Genomic DNA, 25826 nt, shown 5'->3' on the forward strand with positions numbered 1-25826 from the left:
TCTATAATAAAGTTTTAATGGAACGCTCCAAACCTGCCACCAGTGCATCAATTTCTGCATAGGTTGTATACAGTGCAAAAGAGGCACGGGTTGTACCTGGAATTCCAAATCTGTCCATCAGGGGTTGTGTACAATGATGACCTGTCCGAACCGCAATACCCTTATTGTCCAGCAGAATACCTAAATCCTGCGGATGCACACCTTCTACTACAAATGAAATCACACTGGTTTTCTCAGGTGCTTTTCCGATGATCCGAAGTCCTTTAATCTGTTCCAGTGCATCCGTAGCATATGCCAGCAAGCCCTGCTCATACTGATGGATTTTTTTCTTTCCGATTTCCTTCACAAAATCCAGGGCAAATTTCAATGCCACTGTATCAGCTATGTTTGGAGTGCCTGCTTCGAATTTATAGGGTAATTCGTTGTAGGTTGTTTTTTCGAAGGATACTTCTTTAATCATCTCTCCTCCCCCATGAAATACCGGCATGGCTTCCAGCAGGGCTTTTTTTCCATAGAGTGCACCGGAACCTGTTGGACCATACACTTTATGACCAGAGAATACAAAGAAATCGCAATCAATATCCTGCACATCAATGGGCAGGTGAACAGCCGACTGGGATCCATCCACCAATACTTTAGCACCGATTGCATGCGCCTGCGTTGCGATAAATTTCACCGGATTGATGGTTCCCAGCGAATTGGAAGCATGCACTATGGCCACCAGTTTTGTTTTCTCCGTGAGTACGCGCTGGAAGGCTTCCATATCCAGTGTTCCGTCTTCCAACACCGGGATCGGAACCACTTTAGCACCCTTCTCTTCGGCAATGATCTGCCAGGGAACAATATTGCTGTGGTGCTCCATCCCCGATACCAGTATTTCATCACCGGCTCCAACAAATTTTCGCGCCCAGGTATACGCAACCAGGTTGATCGCCTCCGTAGCACCTCTGGTAAAGATGATCTCTTCCCGGTGAGCAGCACCAATAAATTCTTTCACTGCATCCCGGCTTGCTTCAAAAGCAGCTGTAGCTTCCTCAGCAAGGCTGTGAATACCTCTATGGATATTCGCATTGTATTCCGAATAGTAACGCGTTAACCCTTCTATCACTGCGAGCGGTTTTTGGGTAGTAGCCGCATTATCCAGGTAGACCAATGGCTTTCCTTTCACCTTTCGTTTCAGAATTGGGAATTCCTCCCGAATAGAGTCTACATCAAATAACAGTTCAGATCGGGTAAGCGTTTCCATATTATGCTCCTAAACGTTCAGAAATAAGTTGGTCTACATAAAAACGGAGGGCATCGTGACGAATCTGGTCAAGAATATCAACCGCAAAAGCATGCAGGAGCAGTGATTTCGCACTTGCTTCTGTTACACCACGGGAGCGGAGATAAAAAAGTCCTTCTTCATCGAGCCTTCCAACCGTACAACCATGAGAACATTTCACATCGTCTGCAAAAATCTCCAGCTGTGGTTTGGTATAAACATTCGCATTGTCAGACAAGAGAATGTTTTTGTTCGACTGGAAGGCATTGATTTTCTGCGCATCCTGCTGAACAAAGATCTTACCATTAAATACGCCGGTAGAGGAACCGTCGAGTATGCCTTTGTAGTATTCATTGCTCAGGCAATGTGGTTTGGCATTGTCTACGATGGTATGGTTATCAACATGACAGGAATCGGAAGTGAAATACAAACCGAACATGTTGGAATCACAATGTTCTGCTTCCATCACCATATTCAGGTTATTCCGCACCATCGCACCATTCAGTGAAATGGTAACGGCATGCACATAACTCTTACCTACCTGGCGGAAATGCGTGGTACTTACCAGGCTGGAACGATTGCTATCATTCTGAACCTTGTAATATTCTACGCGGGCATCCTGCTCCACCACCACTTCCATTACCTGGTTGGTGAAATGGTCTGCTACCCCAATGCTACCGTAAGTTTCAACCAGCACCACACCTGCATTGGCAGCAACATGTACCAGTGTTCTCGGTTGTGCAAATACGTTACCAGCGCGACCATCGGTAATGTTATAAATATAAACCGGATGCTCAATTTCAGTGGATCGATTCACGCCAATGAATACAGCTCCCACCAGGAAAGATGCATTCAGTGCATTGATTCCGTCTTTCAGGTATTTGCCGCTATGCCCCAGGTGTTTACTTACAATCTGCGCATACTCACCCTTTGCAGCTTCTTCCAGGGGTAACACTACCAGTCCGGCTGACCGAACCGTAGATGCTGCTGCATTGTATACCCCATTGATGAATACCAATTCGTTCGCCGTTTCATATTCAGGCAAACGAAAAGCCTGCCAGGCTGCATCCGCATTGGAATGATCAACACCTAACTGGTAGGGCTGATTAAACAGCTGACTGATCCGGGTATATTTCCATTCTTCGTGTTTCACGGCAGGTACACCCAACTGGTCAAAAGCTGCCAATGCAGCAGCGCGTACGGGCTGCAGGGCATCCTGTGTAGCAGCTCCCAGTTGTTGTGCTTTATCTTTTATCGTAGTTATCGTACTCATGCAATATTCATCTCATTTTTAAGAAAACTATAGCCTGTCTCTTCCAGTTCCAGTGCAAGCTCTTTACCACCGGATTTTACAATACGTCCATTGTACAGTACATGCACAAAATCAGGCACGATATAATCCAGCAGTCGCTGGTAGTGTGTAATTACAAGTGTTGCATTTTCCTTGCTGCGGATGGCATTTACGCCGGCTGCAGCAATACGGATGGCATCGATATCCAGACCTGAATCCGTTTCATCCAGAATAGCCAGTTTGGGTTCGAGCATCGCCATCTGGAATACTTCGTTGCGCTTTTTCTCACCACCTGAGAACCCTTCATTCAGGGAACGGGTGAGCAGGTTTTTATCAATATTTACCAGGCTCATTTTTTCCTTCATGAGCTTCAGGAATTCTGCAGCATCCAGTGCTTCCTGGCCACGGTATTTGCGAACTTCATTCACCGCTGTTTTCATGAAGTTGATGGTGCTTAATCCTGGAATTTCTACCGGGTACTGAAAAGCAAGGAACAGTCCTTCTCCAGCTCTGGCTTCCGGAGCCAGCTCCAGCAGATCCTTACCCAGGAACTCCACAGAACCACCGGTTACTTCATAATCTTCTCTTCCCGCCAGCACGGATGCAAGGGTACTTTTGCCGGAACCGTTGGGTCCCATGATGGCGTGTACTTCACCCGGACGAATCGTAAGATTAATACCCTTAAGAATTTCTTTTCCTTCAATACCTGCGTGTAGATCCTTTATCTGTAACATATTGTGTTATTTCAAATTTGATGATTAGGTTTAACCAACACTTCCTTCGAGGGTGATGGCCAGTAATTTTTGTGCTTCCACTGCAAACTCCATCGGCAATTGATTCATAACTTCTTTCGCGAAGCCATTTACAATCAGGGCCACAGCAGTTTCTGTATCAATACCCCGCTGGTTACAATAGAAGATCTGGTCCTCTCCGATTTTGGAAGTGGTAGCTTCGTGTTCAACCTGGGCTGTATTGTTTTTAACCTCTATATAAGGGAAGGTATGAGCACCACAGCGATCTCCCAACAACAGGGAATCACACTGTGAGAAGTTCCGGGCATTGGTTGCATTTTTAGCCACACTTACCAATCCGCGGTAACTATTATGGCTAACTCCTGCAGATATACCTTTGGATACAATCCGGCTGCGGGTATTTTTTCCCAGGTGGATCATCTTGGTTCCGGTATCAGCCTGCTGGTGGTGGTTGGTTACCGCCACGCTGTAAAACTCACCTACGGAGTGATCACCTTTCAGAATACAGCTGGGATATTTCCAGGTTACTGCTGATCCGGTTTCTACCTGGGTCCAGGAGATTTTTGAATGAACGCCGGCACAGATACCCCTTTTGGTTACAAAATTGTAAATCCCGCCTTTCCCTTCTTTATCACCGGGATACCAGTTTTGTACAGTTGAATATTTGATTTCAGCATGATCCATCGCAATCAGTTCCACCACCGCTGCGTGCAACTGATTCTCATCGCGCATGGGAGCTGTACAACCTTCCAGGTAGGAAACATAACTGCCTTCTTCCGCAACAATCAGGGTGCGTTCAAACTGACCGGTATTCTGGGCATTGATCCGGAAATAAGTAGAGAGTTCCATCGGGCAACGCACTCCTTTGGGTATATAACAGAAAGAACCATCTGTAAATACTGCTGAGTTCAGGGCTGAATAGAAGTTATCCGTCATGGGCACTACCGAACCGATATATTTTTTAACCAGTTCAGGGTGCTCCTGGATAGCTTCACTCATGGAACAGAAAATAATTCCTAATTCTCCCAATTGCTCCCGAAAAGTGGTAGCAACTGAAACCGAGTCAATCACCGCATCCACAGCTACTCCACTGAGGCGCTTCTGCTCATCCAGGGAGATACCCAGCTTTTCGAAAGTCCGGCGTAATTCCGGATCAATCTCATCCAGGCTGTTTAATTTTTTGGTTTGCTTGGGGGCAGAATAATAGATAATATCCTGGAAATCAACAGGTGGATACTTGATATTCGCCCACTCAGGAACCTCCATTTTCAACCAGTGGCGATAGGCTTTCAAGCGCCATTCCAGCATCCACTCGGGCTCATTTTTCTTTCCGGAAATAAACCGGATGATGTCTTCATTCAGTCCTTTCGGCGCCTGGTCGGCATCCAGATCGCTGGTGAATCCATATTTGTAATCACTGGTAATCTGTTGTTCAATAGTGCTTAATCCGTCGTTCATACTGCAAAATCTATTCAGTTGCTAAAATTGGCCACAAAGGTAAGATCTATTTATACAAAAGAGTATAAATAGTCAGAAAAACTATAACAGTGGTTCTTTTGAAATGTTTACAGGTACCTGAAAACCCTTAGGAAATAGTTCGTAATTAATCGAAAATGCTACAAAACCGGGTATTTCACACCACCAGGAGACGAGTCAGCGTTAATTTGTGTACCACTTACATAAAATGAAACGTTACCCGGTTACCCTGCCTGTTTTGATTGGTTCCATCCTTTTAATGGTAGCCGGACTCTTCTTTTTTCTCAGAAATTATCTTAACCACCAGCAGGTAAACAAGGAAATAGCACTCATTAGAGCCGCCAATACGGAACTACGCAAGGCAAACCTGGAGCACTTACTGGAGCTGGCGCCAACTGCTGATTCTACCCAACAAATTCCAATCACAGAGCTAAGGGTCATTCAGAACCGGGCTTCCAACCAATTGGAAAATGACCGCAGATTGACCAACCTGGAAAAAATTGACCAGACTTATATCTTAATCAACCGGTTTGGCATAGCGATGTTAGCCTGCTCTGTACTTTTCCTGATTGTCTTTAATATCCTGCAATTCAAAAGGCGGTATAAACTAAGCAAACTACAGGAGCAGGATCGGCAGACCATGCAATTATTGAGAGAAACCCTTCGGGATAAAAGCCTGGTACAGGAAGACCTGATCCGTGAAAAAGACCGGCTGAATTTTGTGCTGGAAGGAACCAATGCCGCCACCTGGGAATGGAATATTCAAAACGGACAACTAACCTATAATGAAACCTGGGCAACCCTGATTGGCTATACCCTGGATGAAATTCAACCCATCGATCAGTCAACCCTTTCCCGGTTTGCCCATCCGGAAGACATGGTAGAAGTCAATAAAAAAGTCAGTGAATGCCTGCGGGATCATTCCCAGTTTTATGAAGCTACCTATCGGATGAGGCACAAAAATGGTCATTGGGTCTGGATTCTGGACCGGGGCAAAGTTGTAAAGTCGTCTGAAGAAGGGGATCCATTATTGATGTTTGGTACCCATGTAGACATTACGCATCTGAAAGAAACCAACGAAGAACTGACCCGCTTTGCTTCAGTAGCCTCTCATGAAATGCGTGAACCGCTCAGGATGATCAGTAGTTTCATGCGACTGTTGGATAAAAACTACAGTGAGCAACTGGATAAAAAAGCCCGCCAATATATCCATTACGCAATGGATGGTGCAGAGCGTATGTCAGCAATGATCCAGGAGTTGCTGGCCTTTGCGCATGCAGGTGGTGTGCAGGGAGGAAAACCTGAATGGATAGATTGCAACAAGTTGTTACAGGATATTAAAGAGTTGCTTCATGGTCAACTCGAAGAGCAACAGGCCGACCTGCAAATTGGTATGCTTCCAACCATACAGGCAAGAAAGACACCACTGAAACTGGTATTTCAAAACCTGATCGGCAATGCTTTGAAATACCAGTCAACAGGAAACCGGCCCATTATCGAAATCAAGGCATCAGATGAACAAACGCATTGGCAGTTTTCGGTTAAGGATAACGGTATTGGTATTGCCCCCGAAAACAGGGAAGCAGTTTTTCAGTTATTCAAACGACTTCATACCAAACATGAATACAGTGGTTCAGGAATGGGGCTCGCTACCTGTAAACGCATCATCGAACAACACGGGGGAAAAATCTGGATTGAGAGCAGTGAGAATAAGGGAACAATACTTACATTTACTATTCTCAAAACCGCCTGATTCCGATGAAATCAATTCATGTATTGCTCGTTGAAGACAACGAAGGGGATATACTTTTAACCAGAGAAGCACTCGAAGAAGGAAAACTGGTCAACCAGATCAGCATTGCCAGAGATGGAAAAGAAGCCATTGATTTCCTCGAAAAAAAAGCCCCGTTTCAAGCGACCATGCTCCCTGATCTGATCCTGCTGGATGTCAACCTGCCGAAAAAAAACGGACATGAAGTACTGCATTTTATTAAAACAGCTGAAGCATATAAGCATATACCGGTTATCATGCTGACTACTTCCTCTTCCTTCAAAGACATCAACAGTTCCTACCTGAATCACGCCAATTGTTATATCACCAAGCCGGTGGAAGTAGAGGAGTTTTTCAGAGTTGTAGTCCAGCTGGAAAATTTCTGGTTCAATATTGTAAAACTCCCCTCCTAACAATCAGGATCAGGGCTTGGCAAGAATAAGCCTGGTTTCAGACAACGCATAACTCGCATCCAGCAATTCCAGCAACTGTGCCCATTGTGTAGGTTTCAGGTGCCGCAGGTTATACTTTTTCGTAATGCTCAGATGCACCTGGTTATTTTCAATTGCGCCAATTGTAACCAGACTGCCCGCCTCATTTTCCACCACTTTGGAAAGATTCTCCAATCCTTTTACCACATATCCTTCCGGAATGGCCATCACTATTTTCCAGTGGTATTTGGCCGGATAACCGATATCAACCGGCAACTGACGATTGCGCTCTTTTTTCTCCACTTTTTGCTGCTGCCCCATTAATGCCGGGAGAGAAATAACTAGATCTTCTCCTGCATGCGCAGTCATTTCCGAAAGTTCAAACTCCTCCACATAACGAATGCCTGGTTTTTTCAGATTGCGGCCATCGTTCACAATCCGGAACGATTTATAGTTGTTCACTTTATGACCATATAAACTTTCCGCCAATTCCTTCATGAAATCCGGCTTTTCTTTTTTCCATTTTGTTTTAGCCTCCTGGAATTGTTCGATCATTTTTTCCTGTTCAGTTGCACTGAGCACATCCCAGGGACCATCACCACCATAGTTCCGGTAGTCCTGTTCCATATAAGGCGTAAGTGCCAGCAACTCATCAATCGCACGCAATTTTACAAGTCCTGCAGCTTCGGCTTCTTTTTTTATTACAAAGCCGGATTTGTCTTCGTTCAAAGCAACTGCCAGTAAAATTTTATAGGTATTTACAGATGTGTCTGCAATGGGCAGATCGATACTATCCATTTTCTGATCTGTCTCCTTGCTGCTGAACTGAACGGCGCGATTACCAGCCAGATAAGCTGGCATCTCATCCGGATTGAGGTGATCATCCGGATTTACATAATAGGTATCCTTGTATTTTACTACCCAGGCCAGTTCCTGGTTGAAGGATATTTTATCAATAGCAGTTCTGCTGTTTACGGTGGTTGCAATAATCTGGTGATCGATACCCCGCCTGGTCAGCAGAGAAGAAAACACTTTAGCAAATCCATAGTCGTTCCAGTTGTTATACATGGTGATGGAGCGAATGGAATAATAGGCTTTATTCACATAATCCTTTTCAGATCCATCATAGGCGCCTCGCTTACGCAACAACCGGTACAATTCATCCACGGTTGACTTAAGAGGTGCCGGCAATCCGCGCGTATACTCACCCGACTCCTGAATTTTTGCCGGAGCAAACCACATCTGCCGGGCTTTCCCTGCAAAATCTTCCTGCGTGATATCCGTTTTGGATGAAGCATCATCCGGAATCCAGATAAAATTCTTGCCGGAATTGCGGGCGTAAATCACCTGGAATTTAAGAGAAGGCATTTCCAGGTATTCATTGACGAATCGGGTATCTGTTCTTTTATCACGCGACTGATCCACCCATTTATATACTTTTCTTCCTGATTCCTGTGACACGGAAAAATCCGGAGCCCCTTTCAGGTTCTTATAACCGAGGTAATAATTCTGATCCTGGGTAATAATCTCCAATGCCTGCCTTGCAACCGGCAATTCCCTGTTACAGAGATAATAAACCGGATCAAACTCCTTGTAGTTAGGATTATGACTGAACGACCGGGTATTCAAATGTCGGAAAGCATATTCAATGATATCTCCTTCCTGCAAATCCGGTACAGCAATCTTATAATAATCCGGGCGATAGGTTGAGCTAAACCGTGCATCTGTATATCCCCTGAATATGCCCGGCGTACTGGTTGGGTCAGCCAATTCAATGGCGTCTGATAAATCAAGTGGCTGTACTGTTCCGTCGCGCTTGATCACTCTCGCTTCAAATGCATCCGAATCCATAAACAACCTGAAATACAGTACGGCATATTGTTCTACAGCAAACTTATCGCGAAGCAGAATTTTCCGTCGCTCTGTTTCTTCTACCAGCATGCGTGTATCATTTCTTGCATTGGCCCAGTAGATGGAAGACCCCATGGTTGGAAGAGCAAAGAGAGCACCCCAGAGGTTCCTGCCAATTCGCTTACCCACGCTCAATCCTTTTTTATCAAAATCAAAGCTGGTTTTCTGGCATAAAATAACACCACTTTCATCCGGCCACTGACTGGAGGTATTTTCTTTAAAATCGGTATCTGTATCAAGAAGCAATGGACTTGCTTTTGCATTTTTCTTTAATAGTTCAAGCTCCTTACTCCCGATTCGTTGTTGAGCAAAAGCGCTACCGGCAGTTCCAGTTACCAAAAGGAAGGCTGCCATCAAGATGGTTGTTCTCATGAAAGATTTCTTAAAAATCATTAAAGCTGGAGACTAATCGTTGTACGGTTAAAATCACGAATCTTTTGAAGGAAGGCTTTCCATTCAGTAAACTGTGCAGGTTGAATAACCGGAGCCTCTAATTTCATTTGCTTGGTGAGTATGAGTTGATTTTTTTCCTGCTGGTAAACCGCTTTCATACTGTTTCCCGCAAAACTTGTTTCGAAAACGGGAGGCAAAGATTTCACCTTTGCCGTTGCAGGTAGTTCCAACCGGATGGTGTCCGTCGCATACAGCACGTGATCCAGGTCAATAGGCGTTTTTCTTTTTTCATCCGGCGAAAAACTGGCAAAGCTGGCCGGATAAAAATCAATACTTGTATAACAGTCTTTATCTACGATTGTAACCCGGTTGGCTATCTCTACATCTCCCTCCAGCACCAATGGAATATCCCGATTGCTGAAATCAGAGGTCTTTACATTGGTCACATCTGCACCACTGTTATTGAGTTCGATCAGGGTAGTTATAAACTCTTTTCTTTTATTGGAAGGAATGGCATTGTAGATATAGTGAAAGAAGTTTTTAGCCTCACCCGTAAATGTCAGCTTAACATGGCCTGTTATTTTGTTTCCATTTAGTTTCAGGCTGGCAGCGGTTGCCATTGTATTATCCTCCGGTTTTGCCTGTGGAACCATTTCAATTTTGTACTGATCTCCATGCTCAACCAATACCGATTTACCCTGGATGCGATAGGCATTCACACCCAGCGGTGCATACTTTTCCGTGCCATCCAGAAAATAGGTCTTGCCGCCATGATACAACACAGATATCGCATGATTGTCTACACATAGTGAAAGCACTTCCTTTCTGTCGTAGGGGATCTCACGGGTACCAATCCACGCAAAATGAGCATCAAAACCGGCGAGCTTCAGCATTTCAGTCAGCAGGTTTGCCATCCCTTTACAGTCGCCATACTTATTTTTGAAAACATCCTGAACCGTATGGGGAATAAACCCTGAATAGCCTTCTTCAAACGCGATGTATTTGATATTATCCTGTACCCAGTAATACAGGGCCCTGATTTTTTCTTCGTCCGATTTTTTGCCCTGTACTTCTTTATCTACAATTGCTTTAATTGTAGCTGTTTCATTTTTTGCTTTTTTATACAGCAGGTTATACCATCCATACATGTCGTCCATCGTATTAAAGACAGCATGTGTTTTGTTATCCGATTTAAAGGTTTTGATAGATACGATCACATGGGGCAGGTAGAAAGGTCGGGCCAGTGCAGCCGGCTCCTGTTTAACCGGACCCAGATTCTGTGCCGTATAGGTATAAATGGTAAGATCTCCTTCTTTACGTTTTGATTTTTTGATCTTATACACCGGATCAAAATTTTTTTCAATGAGTTCGAGTTGCAGCCAGGAGGGCACTGCCAGTTCAATGCTATGTTCCTTCACCGGCTGGGAACTATGGAAAAATAGCCGGGTCAGGTATCTTGCATCTGCATATTGATAGTTGTAGAGGAAACGGCAACGCTGCCCGGATTCGGTTGCCTCCATACCATAGAAGAGTCCATAATTATCATCAAAGAAGATGGCATCATCAGTAAGGGAGATTTTTCTTGGCGGATATTTCTGACTGCGAAATTTGTTTTTATAAAAAACCTCGAAATCATAGTCGCGCAGTTGCACAAAGTTGTTGTACGGAAGCAAATGCCCCATAAATACATTGGAGCCGATGGAGACCATATCAATCGAGCCTTTTTCATTGGCTACCACAACAGGCATTCCATCCAGTCCTTTACCTGTACTGAAACTGATTTGTTTTACCGCGAGGTGGGTGCCATATTCAGCCTCCTTGTCAATTTTTTTGAGGGCAGTAGCCTGGCTGGTTCCTTCGCCATCGGCAGACTGATTTTGGGCAAAGAGCAGAGTCGATAGGAATAGGTGCACTAATACGAGCGCCGTTTTTTTCATGAAGACGGTTTAGGTTCAGCCGCCAAGATAATAGGAAAATCGGGAATTAAAAATTGCCGGAACTATTTATCCTTACCTGAACCACTCAATTGCTGATTGACGATATTGATCTCATCTTCATTGATGGTATGCCCCATGCCCGGATAAATCTTTTCTGTAACCCGGGCGCCCATTTCAGTTAGAATATTGGTGGATGCATATACGCGCTCCACCGGCACATGCATATCGCGGTCGCTGCATCCAATAAAGACAGGTGTTTCCTCAAACTTCCTCTTGTAATTGGATCGATCAATTTTTTCACCAATCAATCCTCCTGTAAACGCAGTAACCGAACCATAACGGGAAGCAGTACGTGCTGCAAACTCAAGTGTCAGACAGGCACCCTGTGAAAAGCCCAGCAAATGAATATGCTCCCGTTTGATGCCAGCCTTCAGGCAATCCTCCACCAGGCTTTCAAGCAATTCAATAGCACTGCTTAGCCAGGGTTCATTCTGTTCAACCGGTGCCATAAAACTGTAGGGATACCAGGTATGGTTGGTGGCCTGTGGAGCCAGCAAGGCGAATCCATCCACCAGCAGGTGATCTTTCAAAGTTAGAATGGAATCGGCGGATGCGCCGCGCCCATGCACCAATATCATCACCTTTTCCGCTGATGCCAAAGGAAGTCCATCAGTTACTACCTGTTTGCTATGCTTTTTAACTTCCATGCTTAAACGAATTTTTTCCAGTCCAGGAGGATGGGTTCAAGTCCGCTTTCAATGCGGCTTCTGTTCTTTTCTTCCCAGGGTGGTAATTTAAGTGCTTGTCCCAGTTCTTCCAGGGGTTCATCGTAGGTAAAGCCTATATCACAGGTTGCCACTTCAAAAAGAACGCCTCCGGGTTCCCGGAAATAGATGCTGTGAAAGTATTGGCGGTCGAGTACAGTGGTAACATTCATCCCTTTGGAAGCCAGTTTTTCCTGCATTTCCTGGATGGTTTGGTCATTATCGGTTGCGAATGCAACATGATGCACTGTTCCACTTCCACCAAGCCCTCTCAACCTGTCGGGTTCACATACAATGTCTACTAAATCGCCTACTTTTCCACTGGCACTGAACCGGAAGCGATTGCTTTGTTCAGCAACAGCCTGGTGGTTCAGGTAAGTAGTCAGGAAGCCGGCAGTTTTTTCATAGCCATTCTCACTGAGGGTGATGCTATGAAAACCTTTCACCGCGTGTTCGAGGGGAATTTGTCCATAAGTAAAACCTGGTCTTGTATCGCGGTCGTTGGCAATCAGTTCAATACCTAATCCGTCCGGATCTTCCAGGTATATAAAGCCTTCCTCAAAGCGCTCCTGTGGATTGGAAAAGGGAATATTGAAACGTTTCAAACGTTCCGTCCAGTAACCCAGGCTGTTAGCCGGGATGGAAAAAGAAGTGGTGGTCAATTGTCCCTTGCCCTGCCGACCGCGGTGCAGCCCTTTATAGGGGAAGAATGTCAGAATAGTACCAGGTTTTCCATCCTCATCTCCATAATAGAAATGGTATACGTCAGGGGCATCAAAATTGATGGTCTTTTTGACGAGCCGGAGCCCCAGTATGCCCGCATAAAAATCAAGGTTTTGTTGAGGGTCATCAGCCATCGCGGTAACATGGTGCAGACCCTTTATCAGTTGTTTCATATTATTAAAATTTGCGAATGATCAATACGCCTGCAATTAATAAGACTACACCCAGGGATCGCATCCAGCTGATGGGATGAACAGGGGTTCCCAGGAGTCCGAAGTGATCAAAAAGGATGCTGACAAACATCTGTCCGGCAATCACGAGTCCGAATGTTAACGCCACTCCCAGCCTGGGCACCAGCAAAATGATAGCAGTAACATAAAAGGCGCCGAGCAAACCGGCAATCCAGACTAATCCGGGTGCTGATTTAGCCTGGAAGAGATTGGTGAGCGGAACCCGGCTCATCAGGATATACACCAGCAATCCGAGGGTTCCGACCAGGAAGGAAATAAGGCTACCCAGCAGGGGATTCTGGACCACCGCCCCCATTTTGGCATTCAGGGAGGCCTGGAGCGGAAGGAACATGCCGGCCAGAATGGCTACCAGAATCAACAGGACTTGTTGCATGGATTTTTGTTTGCAAGTTAAAATAGTATTGACCTAAATCAAGATTTAAAAAAATCTTCAGGAGGCCGCAATTTCCATTAAACGTATAACAGTGGCGGATTAACGATGGTTTTGAGTCAATTACCGGCATACAATAAACTACTTAGAAACTTACCCTTATAAATGACTACATAATAATACTTAGACGACCTCGTTATTTGTCCAGATAGGCTGTTTATGATTAGAAATTTACACTTACTTATTGTCTTTTTACTGGCAGCAACGCTGGTCAAGGCACAACCCTGTACTCCTGCGGGGGACCAGACAAGTTTCGGAACCGGGAATGTCTGGATCGGGTATGCATATAACAATATGAATTTTACCACCTACAGGGGATTCATAAATGCCGGAACTGCGGGTAGCCCAAATTTTGACCTAGATTTCGGCGGTAATAATGGCAATTTCAGCACCAATGGATGTAATGTGGACCGCAACACCTTCAGTGTTCGGTTTAAACTGCGCCGGAACTTCACCAATGGCGGTTATCGCATTGTTGTAGGTGGTGATGATGGTTACCGGTTCAGCCTGGATGGCGGAGCAACCTGGGTAATTAATAATTATACAGATCATCCTTACCAAACCACCACCTATGATGTGGTATTAAATGGCACCTATGACCTGGTGATAGAATACTATGAGAACGGCGGTGATAACAGGGTATCCTTCAACGTTAGTTCTATCTGTATGGGCACAGAAGATACCTCAGTATTTGGAACAGGAAATGTGTGGAATGGGTATGTATATGATGGCACCAACTTCAGCAGTTATGTAGGCAGAATACAAAATGGCAGTGCGGGCAGTCCCAATTTCGATGAGAGCTTTGGAGGCAGCAATGTTACTTTGAATACCAGCAGTTGTGCTACTACTACTGAAACCTTCAGTGTCCGGTACCGGCTGCGCAAAAACTTCCTGCCCGGCACCTACCAGTTTACAGTTGGCGGAGATGATGGTTACCGGTTAAGCCTGGATGGAGGCGCTACCTGGATCATCAACCGCTGGAACGACCAGTCCTATAATACTACGATCTCAACACCGGTTAGTATGGATGGCGACTATGATATGGTACTGGAGTATTATGAAAACGGAGGCTCCAACAGGGTAAGTTTCAATATGAGTGTGATTACTCTGTTGCCGATCCACCTGGTTGATTTCAAAGCCGTGGTGAAAAATTCACAGCCGGTATTAAACTGGGTAATCACTGCGAACAGTACCCCTGATTTCTTCATTGTTGAAAGAAGTACGGATAATCGTCAGTTCAGTTCCATCGGAACCATTGAACCCGAAATGGGAGAAGGCAAAACCAGGTTCAGTTTTACTGATAAAACTGCTAAAGGAGATCAGTTTTACTATCGCCTGAAGATGGTCGATATTGACAGGACGGTTACCTATTCCAAAACACTGACCGTTCATCTGAATGCTGCTTCAAACAGCAATGAGCTACAGGTTTACCCAACTGTTGTAACCGGCAACCAGGTACAGGTGAAAGCAGGTTCCAGTCACAAAAATGTAGATATCAACCTGGTTGATTTATCGGGCCGGGTGCTGATTCGCCAGCATGTTGCACAACTGCATTCCAGTCAGCCTCAATCCATTGACCTCAGCCGTGTTCGTTTGGGCAAGGGTATATATGTATTGAAAATTGTAAGTGCAGATGGCATGGATCAAACAAGAAAAATCATCATACCATAAAACAACCTGTCAGAACAGAAACTCATTCGACCCGCTCGAAGGTTTCTGTTCTGCCAAACAGGGATACACCTACATAACCTCGGACTTTAAGTTTCAATCCTTCCAGCCACATCGTGCAATCATAGGTTTTGCCGCTATCCGGATCATAAATCTGTCCGTCTGAATATTTTCCTTCCTTGAAGAGGAAATTCTTCAGAATTACCATTCCAAGTAATTGCTTTGTACGTTCTGCGGGGTTGGGATTCTTCTCATCCAGGCGGCTGTTCTTACCCCATACCAATTTTCCGAAATAACGATCACCACTTTTAAAGACCTGCATTTTACCATCTTTCCGTGGGGTCCAGTAAATACCTAAAATCTGATCAGCGGCAGACTGAGCCTGGGTACTTGTTGATGTCATGACGAATAAAATTAGACCAGCAAGCAATTTCATAGTATCAATTCTTTACTATAATACAAAACGATTGACATATTAAAATAGTTGACGCATTCACCCCCCGAAATTGACAAAAGCCCACTGTTGCATAGCCATAAAAAGGGTATAAGTTTGTTTAATAAATAAAATAAAACTTATCCAAATGAAAAAGAATGAACAACCCAATACAGTTGTATTAAAAGTAAGCGCAGAGGTGGAAGTGCCGGTAGAAAAAGCCTGGGAATTATTTAACACACCAGAACATATTGTTAACTGGAATGCTGCATCCCCCGACTGGCATACACCAAGGGCCAGCAATGACCTGCGAACTGGCGGCAGCTTTTCCTATCGGATGGAAGCCCGCGACGGGAGTTTTGGATTTGATTTCGCAGGAGAATACACAGAAGTTGTACCGCTGACTTCTTTTGCTTATAAAATGGAAGATGGCCGAACTGCGCGGGTAGAATTTCTGCCAATACAATCAGGCACCAGGGTGATAACCCAGTTTGATGCTGAAAACAGCAATCCTCTGGAAATGCAGCAAAATGGTTGGCAGGCTATACTTGATAACTTTAAAAGATATGCGGAAAATCTTTAAGATTGCCGGACATTAGCAGTATGTCCTGGACACAAACCATCTTACGTTCCGAAAGAATATTTTTACAACCGTTGCAGGCTGAAGATTTCAAGGAAGTCTATGCTGTAGCATCCGATCCCCTGGTTTGGGAGCAGCACCCCAATAAGAATCGTTACCAGCCGGAGGAATTCAACAACTATTTTGAGGGCGCCCTTAAAAGCGGAGGTGCGTATCGCATCATTGAAAAGAACCTGGGACTAACCATGGGCTGCACCCGGTATTATGATTATGATGAATCTGATAAAAGTGTATTGATAGGTTACACCTTTATAGGCAGATCCTTTTGGGGCAAAGGCTACAACCAGGAATTGAAGCAACTGATGGTAGAACATGCATTTCAATTTGTAAATATTATTCGCTTTCATATTGGCGCTACCAATTTCAGATCACAACGATCCATTGAAAAATTCGGCGCGATTAAAACCGGTGAGCTGGACGTTGCTTACTATGGCGAACCTGTCAAAAAAAATTTTATTTACGAATTAAGAAATCCGATACAACGGTAAGTAATAACCATCTGTCAAGTGCGTACGGCCAAATTGCCGGCGTGTATGAAATCAGTGTTATTAATCCAAACTGCCTTCATTGGTGACCTTATCCTGTCCACCGTTCTGATTGAAAACCTGCATCTGCATTATCCGAATGCCCGTATTGATTTCCTGGTGAGGAAGGGTAATGAAGAAGTACTGCAATCGCATCCGTATGTACGAAAGGTTTTAACATGGGATAAGAAAAAGGGTAAATACCGCAGCCTGTTAGCGCTACTAAAACAAGTACGCAAAGAACAATATGATCTTGTTATAAATGTACAGCGATATGCTGCAACAGGCCTGTTAGCCGGATTATCCCGTGGTAAAATCATAGTTGGTTATGATAAAAACCCACTCTCTTTTTTATTCACTAAAAAAGTAAAACACATAGCGGGAACAGCAGCAGAACCGGTTCATGAAACAGCAAGATGCAACCAGTTATTACAAACCATCACAAGTACTCCGGTAACTAAACCAGGTTTGTATCCATCACCCGCAGATTATTCCTCTATTCGCCGCTTTCAGCAGGAACCCTATCTTGTTCTTGCACCCGGATCAGTTTGGTTTACCAAGCAGGTACCGGTTTCCAAGTGGACAGCCATCCTGAAACGCCTGCCCATTCGTCAGAAGATTTACATAATAGGAACAAAAAAAGAGCAGGCGGTGGCAACTGCCATTCTAAATGAATTGCCTGCCTATACCAATATAGAATCGCTGGCCGGATCACTCAGTATTTTACAGTCGGCTGCACTGATGCAAGGCGCCCTCTTTAACCTGGTGAATGATTCTGCACCGCTTCATATTGCATCTGCAGTGAATGCGCCTGTGATTGCATTGTTCTGTTCTACTATTCCCGGATTTGGCTTTACGCCTCTTTCAGATGAATCGTATATCGTTCAGGCAGAAGCGCAGTTATCCTGCAGACCCTGTGGCAATCATGGTAAAGCAGCCTGTCCGAAGCGCCACTTCGATTGTGCCAACCTGATCAATGATGAAAGAGTAGCCTCCATTATCCAGCGGAAAATACTGCAGCAGCAGGCAGAGCGAACGCTGAAAGAACATTTTGTTACAATCTAATTAAACGACTCAAGCAATGAAACCAATTATTAAACAGGTAGCCCTGGTGATCTCAACCTTCAACTGGCCATCCGCACTGGAACTGGTTTTAGAGTCTGTAGTACGACAAACAAAAATGCCGGATGAAATACTGGTAGCGGATGATGGCTCTTATGATGCTACACGCCAGGTAGTGGAGTACTACCAGCTTGTTTATCGCTTACCAATTAAACATGTATGGCAGCCGGATAAAGGATTCAGAAAAAGCCTGATCATCAACAAAGCCATCCGGCAAACCAGTTGCGATTATATTATACAGATCGATGGGGATATGATCCTGCATCGCAGTTTTATTGCTGATCACCTGAGGGCAGCAAGAAGGGATTGTTTTGTTCAGGGATCAAGGGTGCTGCTGGATGCATCCTTAACAAAGCAACTCATTCAAACAGGATTAGTTCCGCTTCATCCCTGGAGCCAGGGTATCCGCAATCGCATCAATGCGATACACCTGCCCCTTCTGGCTTTTTTATTTGGAAAAAAAACCAGCAGCAATCAAAACATCAAAGCCTGCAATCTTGCCTTCTGGCGGGCGGATTATGTATTGGTAAATGGGTACAACAATGAGTTTTCAGGATGGGGATGGGAGGATGTAGAATTCGCCACCCGTTTGTTGCAGGCGGGATGTAAGAAAAAAAGATTGAAGATGGCCGGAGTTGCCTATCACCTGCACCATGCCAGTTCAAGTCGGGAGCAGCTTCAGGACAATGAAATCCTGTTTATTGAAACAACTAAAAACCCGCACTGGGTTTGTCCGAATGGATATTACCAGGCATCCTGACACAAGAGTTATGCTGACATTAGATGTGATCATACCCAGCTTCCGAATGAACGAAGCAATTCTTTTACCCATCCTGAATCTCAGACATCCGGATGATGCGATCGTTCAGTTCTTCCTGATGTGCGACAATCCAAATGCAGAATTAAGTGCTGCACTAAAAGAAGCCTGCTCCCAACCGGGCGTACAGTTTATCAAAAATGAAGTGAACCTGGGTGTTTCGGCTACCCGTAACCGTGGAATTGATCTGAGCCTGGCAGATTGGATCTTATTCCTGGATGATGATATCATACCGGCTGAGGACATACTGGTGCGTTATGCTGAAGGCATCCGCAACCATCCGGAGGAAATTGGATTTATTGGTCCGATTGATTTACCTGCACCAAAACATCCCTTTAACAAGGCTGTAATTGCCAATGGCTCCATGGACATATTTGGAATCGCGCGGGTGAAAGAAGGGTTTGCCTGGGGCGCCACTGCCAATATCCTGTTCAACCGGAAAGCGATCGGCAACCTTCGGTTTTCGGCAGCATTTCCTAAACTGGGAGGTGGCGAGGATGTGGACTTCAGTTACCAGGTGAGGGATCGCAATCATCGCAAATCATTGAAATGCATTTCCGGTGCATCGGTTACGCATCCCTGGTGGGGCAATGAAACACCTGTATGGAGCCGGCCCTTCCGCTATGGAATTGGAAACAGTTACTTACCCAACCGTCATCCTGCTTATGCCTATTATGATTTCCTGACAGCACCGGAAACACTGTTGGTCAGTTTCCTGTTGCTACCGGTTTTGATACTGCTGGGATTCATCAGCTGGACAGCCGCCCTGTATTTTATATTGGGTGTATTGGTGATTGAAGCCATCGCAACCGGCATCCAGATCATCAAGCGATCCAAATCTTTTTCACCTGCTGTAATAGTGTACGGGATCGGGCTGCGTTTCATTTATGAGATGGGCTTATTGCAGGGTTCTCTCTCCCGCGGCCAGTTGCAGGAAATCGGGCTGCGCTTCAACTTTGAAGGCAAAACAGCTAACCCACCTTTCTATCACAGCAATACCAGGCGGTTAGTGAAGTGGGTACTCTATCCGGTATTGGTTGCTCTTTGCCTAAGTCTTTAAGCTTCACCCGTCCGGTGCCACCGGACGGGTGAAGCTTAGAACATCCGGGAAAGATTAAAGCCAAAACGGATTTCACCTTTGAAGAAACGATCGGTTGTTTCAACCAGAAAAGCCCGTTCATTCATGCCGATCGCATTGCTGAAATGGAGTTGAAATACATGTCCGCCTGTTTCAATGTCAAATCCGATACCCAGCGGGAAATAGTATTCATCTGGTAATTGTGTCAACACCACCTGGTGATCAAAAGTGATGGCAAATCGTTTGCTTAGTTTTTGGCGCAGTCCAATACCTATAGCAAGATTGGTATTTTGCCAGCTTTCATCGGGTACGTAATTCATATGCAAAAGGGTAGCACTTAATTGCGCTGAAAATCCGGAAGAAAACTTCCTGCCTGCAATGAGTTGGGCATAAAAGGAAGTACGGTCTCCGGTACTGGGTTTATATCCGGTAGAACTGGATTCATCAGCAGTACGGATCATCACACCGGCAACACCTACAAGAGATATCGGTGCCGATTTTGATTGCTGGATTATCCTGATCTTAACCAACCCATCGTATTCTTTCCGATAGGTACTTCGACCAACCCCTACCGTTAGCCAGTTACTCAATCCATAATCAAAGCTCATTCGCATGGATGCCTGATCCAGGCCAAACAATTCCTTAACCCCATCCGACAATTTTCCAAACCGGTGCAGGATCCGCACATCCAGCGCACCTTTGTCCAGCATTTCAACCGATTGTGCGTGAATCACCCGGGTGGAATGGAAGGTCCCGGTTATTTTTGGAGACGCGCTTCCGGGGCCGGATTCCAACAACGAGTCAACAGATGGCTCCTGGGCGTACACTGATCCCCCGCAAATAAGGAAAAGCAAACATAGTTTTTTCATATAATCAATTCGTTGGTTTCATCCAGCCGCTGTTGAGTTCCACGACTAGTTCTTTGTTGATGTTATCACGCACCAAAGCAGGTATTCGAATAGAAAAATCTGCTGGTTTAATATGAAAACTGGTAATAGCCACACAATCCTTGTCTTTGAATTCCAGCAGGGCTGTACAAGTATGCGGTTGTTCCACACCGTGAATGGTAAGCCGGCCATTTACCACCACAGCTTGTTTACCTGATTTTTCAATCGATACAGAACCCGGATCAAATTGTCCGATAAAAATCGCCCTGGGAAACTTATCGGACTCCATATAGGAATCATTAAAATGCTGCTGCATCAGGGCTTTCCGAAATAAAAATCCTTTTATAAGAACAGCGGCTTCCACTTTACCTGATTTGAGATCCAGCAGCAGTACGCCATTTTTATTCTCGGCACGAATGGTTTCCAAAGGTGTGACAGATTCAAAACGAATGTTCATCAACCTGGAAGCATATCGTTGGGCATGAACTACCGGTGAGGCACAGGTTAAAACAAAAAGCAGGCATCCAGCTAAATAATTCATCATCATTCAATATTAATTAGGGTAATAGTTGTGCTCTTGTCAGTTGCACATCCATCAGGTAACCAGAACAATATCCTTTAACCGAAACCGAATCACCAGGCTTATATGCTGTGATAGTTGATTGTAACCCCGAATCAAGCAAACAACTTATAGAGGAAGCTGCGGCGGGCTCACCCAGGTAGATCATAGCTTGCTCCGCATCCATCAGGTTGATGGCTCCCCGTACTTCCAGCCATTTCCCCAGGTACATGGAATTAGCGGATGCTTCATCCTGTTGAAAGGCCTCCAATAAGTCAGTAGCAGTCAAACTGAAAGCAGCATCCTGGTTATCGGCGCTGGAAGGTTCTTGTTGGTACAGATAATAACCTACTACTCCTACACCCAACAGCAGCACAAGGATTCCGTATAGCAATTTCTTAATCACTGGTTTTGCCTCCTGCTGTGATCCAATCGGTGATGACTTTTTTATCTGCTGCACTTAAAGCCGGACCGCCTTTTGGCATGGTTTCGAGATCCACTGCCTGGCTCTTGATACTATTTTTCTTTTCAACTATAGCACAATCGGTACCCAAGCTGATACCACTGGTGGGATTTGTTCCGGTATGGCAGCCACTGCATTTGGAATTGATCAGTGTTACTACAGCAGTGAACAAAGGGCCATTTGCAACAGCACCCACCGTTGCTGCTTTGGTAGTTTCACATCCAGCTGCATCTTTCGCATATACGGTATAGTTACCTGGTTCCAGTCCGGTGAAGTTGTTGGATGCCTGGTAGGTTCCACTTGCATTCAGGCGATAGGTAAAACCAGTACTGCCGGAAGCGGTAACGGTGATGGTTCCTGTTTTCCCACATTTTTCAGACGAACTGACATCAACCGTTACCGAGATTGTTTTTCCGGCACATGGATCACCATCGGACACTGTAAAACTTCCGCTTCCAATACAACCATCACTATTCTTTGCACGGATCGTATGGGTACCGGCAGCCAGGTTGGAAAAAGTTCCGGAAGCCTGAAACGGACCATTATTCAGGCTGAAGGTAAAGCCGGAACCACCTTTTGCAGTAGCTGCAATGGAACCGGTTGTACTACCCGGACCAGCTGTATTGGTAACCGTTCCATTTACTACTATGGTGAGGCCTTCACAAGGATTTGCTGGTTCATCTGTACCGCTTTTGCTGCAGGATAAGAAGAATAAAAGGGCCAGGCCAACGAATGTCATTCGCCGGCAACTTAAGGTTGCTGTCAACATAATGATAGAGTTAGTGCGCGTTGCGCGTGGTATGATTACTTACCTATTCGTATCCGAATTAAAAAGGGTTGCCTTGATTTTATTTTTTCTTCCAGAAAGAGTAACGAAGCCCTGCAAAGAGTCCGGCTGACCGGAGTTTTACTGATCCTTCACCAATACCTTTGGTAGGAATATTGAAATAGGGTGCAGCCTGAACATGCAGCCGATCACTAATACGGTATTCATATCCTACACTTAAACCAATTCCTGAAAACAGTTCGAGAGCTTTGGTCCGATAGGTGTAATATCCCTTAGCCGGTTGTCCAAACCGGGTATAATAATAATCGTAGGATTCTCTTTGCATGATTGCATTTTGCATACTGAGCATTCCAAAAACCTGGTGTTGCTGGTTTGGTAAAAAATTATACCTCACGCTAATAGGAATTTCCAGAATAGCACAATCGGCATACACTTCCTGTATGACGAAGTTGGGGTTATCATAATAGGATCCCGCTTTAGGCGTGTAGGCATTACCGGGAGCTTCGTATAATTTCCTGGTTTGTGTGAATCCAACTTGCATGGCCCATCGTTTATTGAGCTCCAGACCCAGTCCTGCTCCATAAGCAGGTTTTAATTCAGATTCATGATTGCCACTTACAAACCCTCTATCAAGGCCACCGCCGCCATATACATAGAATCGATAGGTCACTGGTTGCTTTTTGGGGGTTGACACAATGGTTTGTCCGGGTATCGCAGGATCTGTATTTGACACACTAACAGGAATGGACAACTGCTGTTTTTTAGGCAATGCTGGATAGAGGGCTTTATCTTCTAATTCATTAGATACTACAAGGGTCATGGATTCCTCCTTAGTTAATGCCGACTCAGGCGACATTTCCAGGATAGGTTGATTTAATTCTTTCTTCACGCTAACTTCTGGGGTACTTATTTCCGAAACAAACTTTCTGGAAGGCGTTGCATTTAAGTGCTGTTTTTCAAGTTGAATAAACGAAGCGTCCCTCTTTTGATCAGCTGATTGTTGAGTACCAGTCGCAGCTGTATGAGCAGCTTCCTTTGGGGAAGATTCTTTTCCTGATGACTCATGTGGCAACAATTGGCGGCTGAAGGATTTAGTTTTCTCAACCTCCAGGGGTCCGGGTTGTGGAACAAAATGGCGGTGACCTGCCATAAACAATAAAAGCGGCAACCACCACCAGGCGAACCCACGGCGGCGTTTCTGCTCTTCTTCATCCAGGAGCAGATTCATTTTTAACCAGGCATGGGCAGGCGCGGCCGGCTGCTCAGCATCAGCGGCATTGCGGAAGAGATCGTCCAGACCTTCTTCTCCCTGGTTAAGATTGAATAGCTTTTCGTTCATTGTTATGGTTTAGATGTAGTTCCTCTGCCAGCATTTTCTGCAATCTGGCACGGGCTTTTGACAGGTTGGATTTGGAGCTGCCTACACTGATTTTCAGCATGGCAGCAATTTCTTCATGTGTATATCCATCCATCACATAGAGATTAAAAACAAGGCCATAAGCCGGACTCAACCGGCGGACCATTGCCAGTAATTCTTTGTGGGTGATGTTGGAAAGTTCGGTTGGCGCGATAGAAGGCAACAATGCCTGCTCCTCGGATTCTGTAGGCATAGCCACCAGGTTCAGTTGTTTTTTCCGGAGCTGATCAATAGCCGTATTGATGAAAATTCGTCGGATCCAGGCTTTGAGGGAGGCTTCGTAGGAATCATAGCGAAGCTGGAATCGTTCCATTTCTCTGAAAATCTTCAGGAATCCATCGTTAATCACCTCCACCACTTCTTCTTCGTTGGTAATGTAACGATGACAAACCGAATAGGCATAGCCATAGAAGTGCTCGTAAAAGCGTTTCTGGCTCTGGCGTTTAAGGGAAACACATCCCTCAACCAGTTGCTTCAGCAGGTTGTCTGTGGGTGCCGTGATGTCCATGTCCTGGGGCCTATACGGGATCGGGTTGCTCCGGGTTGCCTGCCTAAAGGTAAATTTTTCCATTAGTCTGCCTTTGGCGAATGCCAGCCTCCAAAGGGGGAGTGAAGGTGGAAATTCCCGAAAATGCCGTAATATTGCACTCCTTTTAGGCCGGCCTCGTAGTACAATGGATAGTATAAGAGTTTCCGAAGCTCCAGATCCAGGTTCGATTCCTGGCGAGGCCACAAGAAGAAGTGAGAAGTGAGACGTCAGAAGATAAAACCCCTGCGCGGAAAACCCGGCAGGGGTTTTGTCTTTTTTTGGAACAACTTAGATCACTACCTCCAGTAGGGTTCTGTTTTTAGGGACATCCTCCGCGCTCACCCGGATCAGGGTGCCGGCGGGAGAAGGGATTTCAGATTTCGTGGTGTAAATCCAGTCGAACCCATTTTCATCCATAACAGCATCTCCCTCTTCGAGCAGGCCACCATCGGGAGCATAGAGACCGAAGCTCACTTTGGTAACGCGGAAGTTGTCAGTCGCCTGCACAGTAAGTGCGTGTCCGGCTGCACCGGAGTATCCATCTGTTCGCAAATCTGCGAGTTCCGGGCCTTAGAGTGCATCGAGCACAGCTACATTGAAGGCTGACTGGTTCTTTTTAGCAATAGCCTGGTAAGTGGCTTTAAGCTCAGGGTTGGCGATTGCTTTTTTCCCATAGATAATTGCGAGAGAAAACTTGCACTTAACAGCCATCAGTTTTTCACTATTTGATTTTTTCCTTGCGGGGCTTTGGGAGACCAGCGATGATGGATTGATCGCCTTTCATGCGAAGGGAATACTGTCCGGCTACTGTACCGGTGTAATTACGAGTTAGGACATTGTTCGTTGAACGTGCCATTTTTTTGAGTTTTAATAGATTTAAAAAATGGGAAGCGGATTAAAGAAGGGGCTGGACTGGAAAGCTTGGCAGGCGGAATTTGACCTCGTAAAAGCAGGCAGATTTTTTTTGACCGTTCAGGCACCACTTCGTGACCACTAGTTGACCACTGTTTGACCGTTATGGAACCGTCAGTGAACCGTTCTGGAGCCGTTCCGGACCATTCGGAAAAATGCACCGATGCTTTTTTGGATTGGGTAGGGAGGCCATCACCCGGCAAGCCAAACACAGGACCAGGGGCCGGGGACTGTCATCAGAAGAAAGCAACAGAAAGTGAAAGTTGATTTATCCCGAAGAAGCATTGGGGCCTTATCTCCCGTTGCTCCATAAGGCGGTCGGGCGTAACCGGTAGTTGCTCTGTTAGTTCTGAATGACAAAACAAGATTAGAAACCAATTTTCAATCAAAAAAATAAAGTTCGCGAATCGACAAAAAACCAGGATGAATGAACAAAAAGTGGTTCTGAACGACATTGTGGGGGAGTAAAAAATCATTTCCTGGTAGCCCGTAATTGCATCATCATACCTTTTATTTCTGCCCTGTATTGTTTGCCTAAACGGAGATTCTTTTCTTCCACAGCAGAAGCCAGCAAAATATCCATTCTGTTGATCCTG

General features: G+C 45.2%; 27 protein-coding genes and 1 tRNA gene. 9 read left to right on the plus strand and 19 right to left on the minus strand.

Annotated features, from left to right (window positions below; genetic code table 11):
• Position 1 precedes the first annotated feature (1 nt).
• From L0U88_RS16835 to sufB, 4 genes are read right to left on the minus strand one after another with little or no spacing between them, the layout of a single operon-like run.
• The gene (locus L0U88_RS16835; protein WP_234867387.1) at positions 2 to 1246 is read right to left on the minus strand and encodes a cysteine desulfurase; all 1245 of its coding nucleotides are present in this window, start codon (positions 1244 to 1246) and stop codon (positions 2 to 4) included.
• A gap of 1 nt (position 1247) precedes the next feature.
• On the minus strand, positions 1248 to 2537 hold the full coding sequence (gene sufD, locus L0U88_RS16840; RefSeq protein WP_234867388.1) for a Fe-S cluster assembly protein SufD: 1290 nt from the start codon (positions 2535 to 2537) through the stop codon (positions 1248 to 1250).
• The gene (gene sufC / locus L0U88_RS16845; protein WP_234867390.1) at positions 2534 to 3289 is read right to left on the minus strand and encodes a Fe-S cluster assembly ATPase SufC; all 756 of its coding nucleotides are present in this window, start codon (positions 3287 to 3289) and stop codon (positions 2534 to 2536) included. Before sufC ends, sufD begins: the two co-directional genes overlap by 4 nt.
• A 30-nt stretch (positions 3290 to 3319) precedes the next feature.
• The gene (sufB, locus tag L0U88_RS16850; RefSeq protein WP_234867392.1) at positions 3320 to 4765 is read right to left on the minus strand and encodes a Fe-S cluster assembly protein SufB; all 1446 of its coding nucleotides are present in this window, start codon (positions 4763 to 4765) and stop codon (positions 3320 to 3322) included.
• 226 nt (positions 4766 to 4991) lie between these two features.
• Between sufB and L0U88_RS16855 the strand changes: the two genes are divergently transcribed.
• Together L0U88_RS16855 and L0U88_RS16860 are read left to right on the plus strand one after the other, a co-directional pair.
• Positions 4992 to 6536, plus strand: coding sequence for a sensor histidine kinase (locus L0U88_RS16855; RefSeq protein WP_234867393.1), 1545 nt, complete (start codon positions 4992 to 4994; stop codon positions 6534 to 6536).
• A 5-nt stretch (positions 6537 to 6541) separates the two neighbouring features.
• Positions 6542 to 6967 (plus strand): response regulator, encoded by a 426-nt coding sequence (locus tag L0U88_RS16860; protein ID WP_234867395.1) that lies wholly within the window; start codon positions 6542 to 6544, stop codon positions 6965 to 6967.
• Positions 6968 to 6976: 9 nt separating this feature from the next.
• On the opposite strand, the gene L0U88_RS16865 is transcribed toward L0U88_RS16860, so the two are convergent.
• The 5 genes from L0U88_RS16865 to L0U88_RS16885 form a co-directional block, all read right to left on the minus strand.
• Positions 6977 to 9268 carry a DUF3858 domain-containing protein gene (locus L0U88_RS16865; RefSeq protein ID WP_234867397.1) on the minus strand — a complete coding sequence of 764 codons (2292 nt, stop codon included), beginning with the start codon at positions 9266 to 9268 and terminating at the stop codon, positions 6977 to 6979.
• 20 nt (positions 9269 to 9288) lie between these two features.
• Positions 9289 to 11226, minus strand: coding sequence for a transglutaminase-like domain-containing protein (locus L0U88_RS16870; protein ID WP_234867398.1), 1938 nt, complete (start codon positions 11224 to 11226; stop codon positions 9289 to 9291).
• Positions 11227 to 11288: 62 nt separating this feature from the next.
• A complete protein-coding gene (locus tag L0U88_RS16875; RefSeq protein WP_234867400.1) occupies positions 11289 to 11933 on the minus strand; it encodes an alpha/beta hydrolase in 645 nt (214 codons plus the stop codon).
• A gap of 2 nt (positions 11934 to 11935) precedes the next feature.
• The gene (locus L0U88_RS16880) at positions 11936 to 12886 is read right to left on the minus strand and encodes a ring-cleaving dioxygenase (RefSeq protein WP_234867402.1); all 951 of its coding nucleotides are present in this window, start codon (positions 12884 to 12886) and stop codon (positions 11936 to 11938) included.
• Between the two features lie 4 nt (positions 12887 to 12890).
• Positions 12891 to 13337, minus strand: coding sequence for a DMT family transporter (locus L0U88_RS16885; protein WP_234867404.1), 447 nt, complete (start codon positions 13335 to 13337; stop codon positions 12891 to 12893).
• 216 nt (positions 13338 to 13553) lie between these two features.
• Here L0U88_RS16885 and L0U88_RS16890 point away from each other — a divergent pair, with 216 nt between their 5' ends.
• Positions 13554 to 15065 (plus strand): T9SS type A sorting domain-containing protein, encoded by a 1512-nt coding sequence (locus L0U88_RS16890; protein WP_234867406.1) that lies wholly within the window; start codon positions 13554 to 13556, stop codon positions 15063 to 15065.
• Between the two features lie 22 nt (positions 15066 to 15087).
• Here the strand turns inward: L0U88_RS16890 and L0U88_RS16895 are convergent, their stop codons facing one another.
• Complete coding sequence (locus L0U88_RS16895) at positions 15088 to 15465, minus strand: DUF2147 domain-containing protein (protein WP_234867408.1); 378 nt, start codon at positions 15463 to 15465, stop codon at positions 15088 to 15090.
• A 178-nt stretch (positions 15466 to 15643) separates the two neighbouring features.
• Between L0U88_RS16895 and L0U88_RS16900 the strand changes: the two genes are divergently transcribed.
• Genes L0U88_RS16900 through L0U88_RS16920 form a run of 5 tightly spaced genes read left to right on the plus strand, consistent with a single transcriptional unit; the run spans position 15644 to position 19658 of the window.
• The gene (locus L0U88_RS16900; RefSeq protein ID WP_234867409.1) at positions 15644 to 16078 is read left to right on the plus strand and encodes an SRPBCC family protein; all 435 of its coding nucleotides are present in this window, start codon (positions 15644 to 15646) and stop codon (positions 16076 to 16078) included.
• A gap of 20 nt (positions 16079 to 16098) precedes the next feature.
• A complete protein-coding gene (locus tag L0U88_RS16905; RefSeq protein ID WP_234867411.1) occupies positions 16099 to 16623 on the plus strand; it encodes a GNAT family N-acetyltransferase in 525 nt (174 codons plus the stop codon).
• Between the two features lie 45 nt (positions 16624 to 16668).
• Positions 16669 to 17724: a glycosyltransferase family 9 protein gene (locus L0U88_RS16910; RefSeq protein WP_234867413.1), complete on the plus strand. Its 1056-nt coding sequence runs from the start codon at positions 16669 to 16671 to the stop codon at positions 17722 to 17724.
• A 16-nt stretch (positions 17725 to 17740) separates the two neighbouring features.
• Positions 17741 to 18541 carry a glycosyltransferase family 2 protein gene (locus L0U88_RS16915; RefSeq protein WP_234867414.1) on the plus strand — a complete coding sequence of 267 codons (801 nt, stop codon included), beginning with the start codon at positions 17741 to 17743 and terminating at the stop codon, positions 18539 to 18541.
• Between the two features lie 10 nt (positions 18542 to 18551).
• Positions 18552 to 19658 carry a glycosyltransferase family 2 protein gene (locus L0U88_RS16920; RefSeq protein ID WP_255723174.1) on the plus strand — a complete coding sequence of 369 codons (1107 nt, stop codon included), beginning with the start codon at positions 18552 to 18554 and terminating at the stop codon, positions 19656 to 19658.
• 35 nt (positions 19659 to 19693) lie between these two features.
• Here L0U88_RS16920 and L0U88_RS16925 read toward each other — a convergent pair whose 3' ends face one another.
• From L0U88_RS16925 to L0U88_RS16950, 6 genes are all read right to left on the minus strand, one after another.
• Entirely contained in the window at positions 19694 to 20545 is an 852-nt protein-coding gene (locus tag L0U88_RS16925) for a DUF5777 family beta-barrel protein (protein ID WP_234867418.1), read from the minus strand.
• Between the two features lie 4 nt (positions 20546 to 20549).
• A complete protein-coding gene (locus L0U88_RS16930) occupies positions 20550 to 21110 on the minus strand; it encodes a YceI family protein (RefSeq protein WP_234867420.1) in 561 nt (186 codons plus the stop codon).
• Between the two features lie 10 nt (positions 21111 to 21120).
• Positions 21121 to 21528, minus strand: coding sequence for an OB-fold protein (locus tag L0U88_RS16935; RefSeq protein ID WP_234867421.1), 408 nt, complete (start codon positions 21526 to 21528; stop codon positions 21121 to 21123).
• The gene (locus L0U88_RS16940) at positions 21521 to 22324 is read right to left on the minus strand and encodes a hypothetical protein (protein ID WP_234867423.1); all 804 of its coding nucleotides are present in this window, start codon (positions 22322 to 22324) and stop codon (positions 21521 to 21523) included. Before L0U88_RS16940 ends, L0U88_RS16935 begins: the two co-directional genes overlap by 8 nt.
• 109 nt (positions 22325 to 22433) lie before the next feature.
• Positions 22434 to 23711: a putative outer membrane beta-barrel protein gene (locus L0U88_RS16945; RefSeq protein WP_234867425.1), complete on the minus strand. Its 1278-nt coding sequence runs from the start codon at positions 23709 to 23711 to the stop codon at positions 22434 to 22436.
• Entirely contained in the window at positions 23686 to 24360 is a 675-nt protein-coding gene (locus L0U88_RS16950; protein ID WP_234867426.1) for an RNA polymerase sigma factor, read from the minus strand. Before L0U88_RS16950 ends, L0U88_RS16945 begins: the two co-directional genes overlap by 26 nt.
• Before the next feature lie 89 nt (positions 24361 to 24449).
• Between L0U88_RS16950 and L0U88_RS16955 the strand changes: the two genes are divergently transcribed.
• Positions 24450 to 24521: transfer RNA gene (locus L0U88_RS16955), tRNA-Arg, on the plus strand.
• A gap of 85 nt (positions 24522 to 24606) precedes the next feature.
• Here the strand turns inward: L0U88_RS16955 and L0U88_RS16960 are convergent.
• From L0U88_RS16960 to L0U88_RS20940, 3 genes are read right to left on the minus strand one after another with little or no spacing between them, the layout of a single operon-like run.
• Positions 24607 to 24870: a hypothetical protein gene (locus L0U88_RS16960; protein WP_234867428.1), complete on the minus strand. Its 264-nt coding sequence runs from the start codon at positions 24868 to 24870 to the stop codon at positions 24607 to 24609.
• Between the two features lie 18 nt (positions 24871 to 24888).
• Positions 24889 to 25029 (minus strand): hypothetical protein, encoded by a 141-nt coding sequence (locus L0U88_RS16965; protein WP_234867430.1) that lies wholly within the window; start codon positions 25027 to 25029, stop codon positions 24889 to 24891.
• A gap of 10 nt (positions 25030 to 25039) precedes the next feature.
• On the minus strand, positions 25040 to 25174 hold the full coding sequence (locus L0U88_RS20940; RefSeq protein ID WP_255723176.1) for a hypothetical protein: 135 nt from the start codon (positions 25172 to 25174) through the stop codon (positions 25040 to 25042).
• Positions 25175 to 25826 lie beyond the last annotated feature (652 nt).

Source organism: Flavihumibacter fluminis, from assembly GCF_021491375.1.
GTDB classification, from domain to species: Bacteria; Bacteroidota; Bacteroidia; order Chitinophagales; family Chitinophagaceae; genus Flavihumibacter; species Flavihumibacter fluminis.

Excerpts from the sequence above, each read along its gene's own strand:
- L0U88_RS16835 (WP_234867387.1), bottom strand. The coding sequence starts at position 1,246 with ATGGAAACGCTTACCCGATCTGAACTGTTATTTGATGTAGACTCTATT.
- sufD (WP_234867388.1), bottom strand. The coding sequence starts at position 2,537 with ATGAGTACGATAACTACGATAAAAGATAAAGCACAACAACTGGGAGCT.
- sufC (WP_234867390.1), bottom strand. The coding sequence starts at position 3,289 with ATGTTACAGATAAAGGATCTACACGCAGGTATTGAAGGAAAAGAAATT.
- sufB (WP_234867392.1), bottom strand. The coding sequence starts at position 4,765 with ATGAACGACGGATTAAGCACTATTGAACAACAGATTACCAGTGATTAC.
- L0U88_RS16855 (WP_234867393.1), top strand. The coding sequence starts at position 4,992 with ATGAAACGTTACCCGGTTACCCTGCCTGTTTTGATTGGTTCCATCCTT.
- L0U88_RS16860 (WP_234867395.1), top strand. The coding sequence starts at position 6,542 with ATGAAATCAATTCATGTATTGCTCGTTGAAGACAACGAAGGGGATATA.
- L0U88_RS16865 (WP_234867397.1), bottom strand. The coding sequence starts at position 9,268 with ATGAGAACAACCATCTTGATGGCAGCCTTCCTTTTGGTAACTGGAACT.
- L0U88_RS16870 (WP_234867398.1), bottom strand. The coding sequence starts at position 11,226 with ATGAAAAAAACGGCGCTCGTATTAGTGCACCTATTCCTATCGACTCTG.
- L0U88_RS16875 (WP_234867400.1), bottom strand. The coding sequence starts at position 11,933 with ATGGAAGTTAAAAAGCATAGCAAACAGGTAGTAACTGATGGACTTCCT.
- L0U88_RS16880 (WP_234867402.1), bottom strand. The coding sequence starts at position 12,886 with ATGAAACAACTGATAAAGGGTCTGCACCATGTTACCGCGATGGCTGAT.
- L0U88_RS16885 (WP_234867404.1), bottom strand. The coding sequence starts at position 13,337 with ATGCAACAAGTCCTGTTGATTCTGGTAGCCATTCTGGCCGGCATGTTC.
- L0U88_RS16890 (WP_234867406.1), top strand. The coding sequence starts at position 13,554 with ATGATTAGAAATTTACACTTACTTATTGTCTTTTTACTGGCAGCAACG.
- L0U88_RS16895 (WP_234867408.1), bottom strand. The coding sequence starts at position 15,465 with ATGACATCAACAAGTACCCAGGCTCAGTCTGCCGCTGATCAGATTTTA.
- L0U88_RS16900 (WP_234867409.1), top strand. The coding sequence starts at position 15,644 with ATGAAAAAGAATGAACAACCCAATACAGTTGTATTAAAAGTAAGCGCA.
- L0U88_RS16905 (WP_234867411.1), top strand. The coding sequence starts at position 16,099 with ATGTCCTGGACACAAACCATCTTACGTTCCGAAAGAATATTTTTACAA.
- L0U88_RS16910 (WP_234867413.1), top strand. The coding sequence starts at position 16,669 with ATGAAATCAGTGTTATTAATCCAAACTGCCTTCATTGGTGACCTTATC.
- L0U88_RS16915 (WP_234867414.1), top strand. The coding sequence starts at position 17,741 with ATGAAACCAATTATTAAACAGGTAGCCCTGGTGATCTCAACCTTCAAC.
- L0U88_RS16920 (WP_255723174.1), top strand. The coding sequence starts at position 18,552 with ATGCTGACATTAGATGTGATCATACCCAGCTTCCGAATGAACGAAGCA.
- L0U88_RS16925 (WP_234867418.1), bottom strand. The coding sequence starts at position 20,545 with ATGAAAAAACTATGTTTGCTTTTCCTTATTTGCGGGGGATCAGTGTAC.
- L0U88_RS16930 (WP_234867420.1), bottom strand. The coding sequence starts at position 21,110 with ATGATGATGAATTATTTAGCTGGATGCCTGCTTTTTGTTTTAACCTGT.
- L0U88_RS16940 (WP_234867423.1), bottom strand. The coding sequence starts at position 22,324 with ATGACATTCGTTGGCCTGGCCCTTTTATTCTTCTTATCCTGCAGCAAA.
- L0U88_RS16945 (WP_234867425.1), bottom strand. The coding sequence starts at position 23,711 with ATGAACGAAAAGCTATTCAATCTTAACCAGGGAGAAGAAGGTCTGGAC.
- L0U88_RS16950 (WP_234867426.1), bottom strand. The coding sequence starts at position 24,360 with ATGGAAAAATTTACCTTTAGGCAGGCAACCCGGAGCAACCCGATCCCG.
- L0U88_RS16965 (WP_234867430.1), bottom strand. The coding sequence starts at position 25,029 with ATGGCTGTTAAGTGCAAGTTTTCTCTCGCAATTATCTATGGGAAAAAA.
- L0U88_RS20940 (WP_255723176.1), bottom strand. The coding sequence starts at position 25,174 with ATGGCACGTTCAACGAACAATGTCCTAACTCGTAATTACACCGGTACA.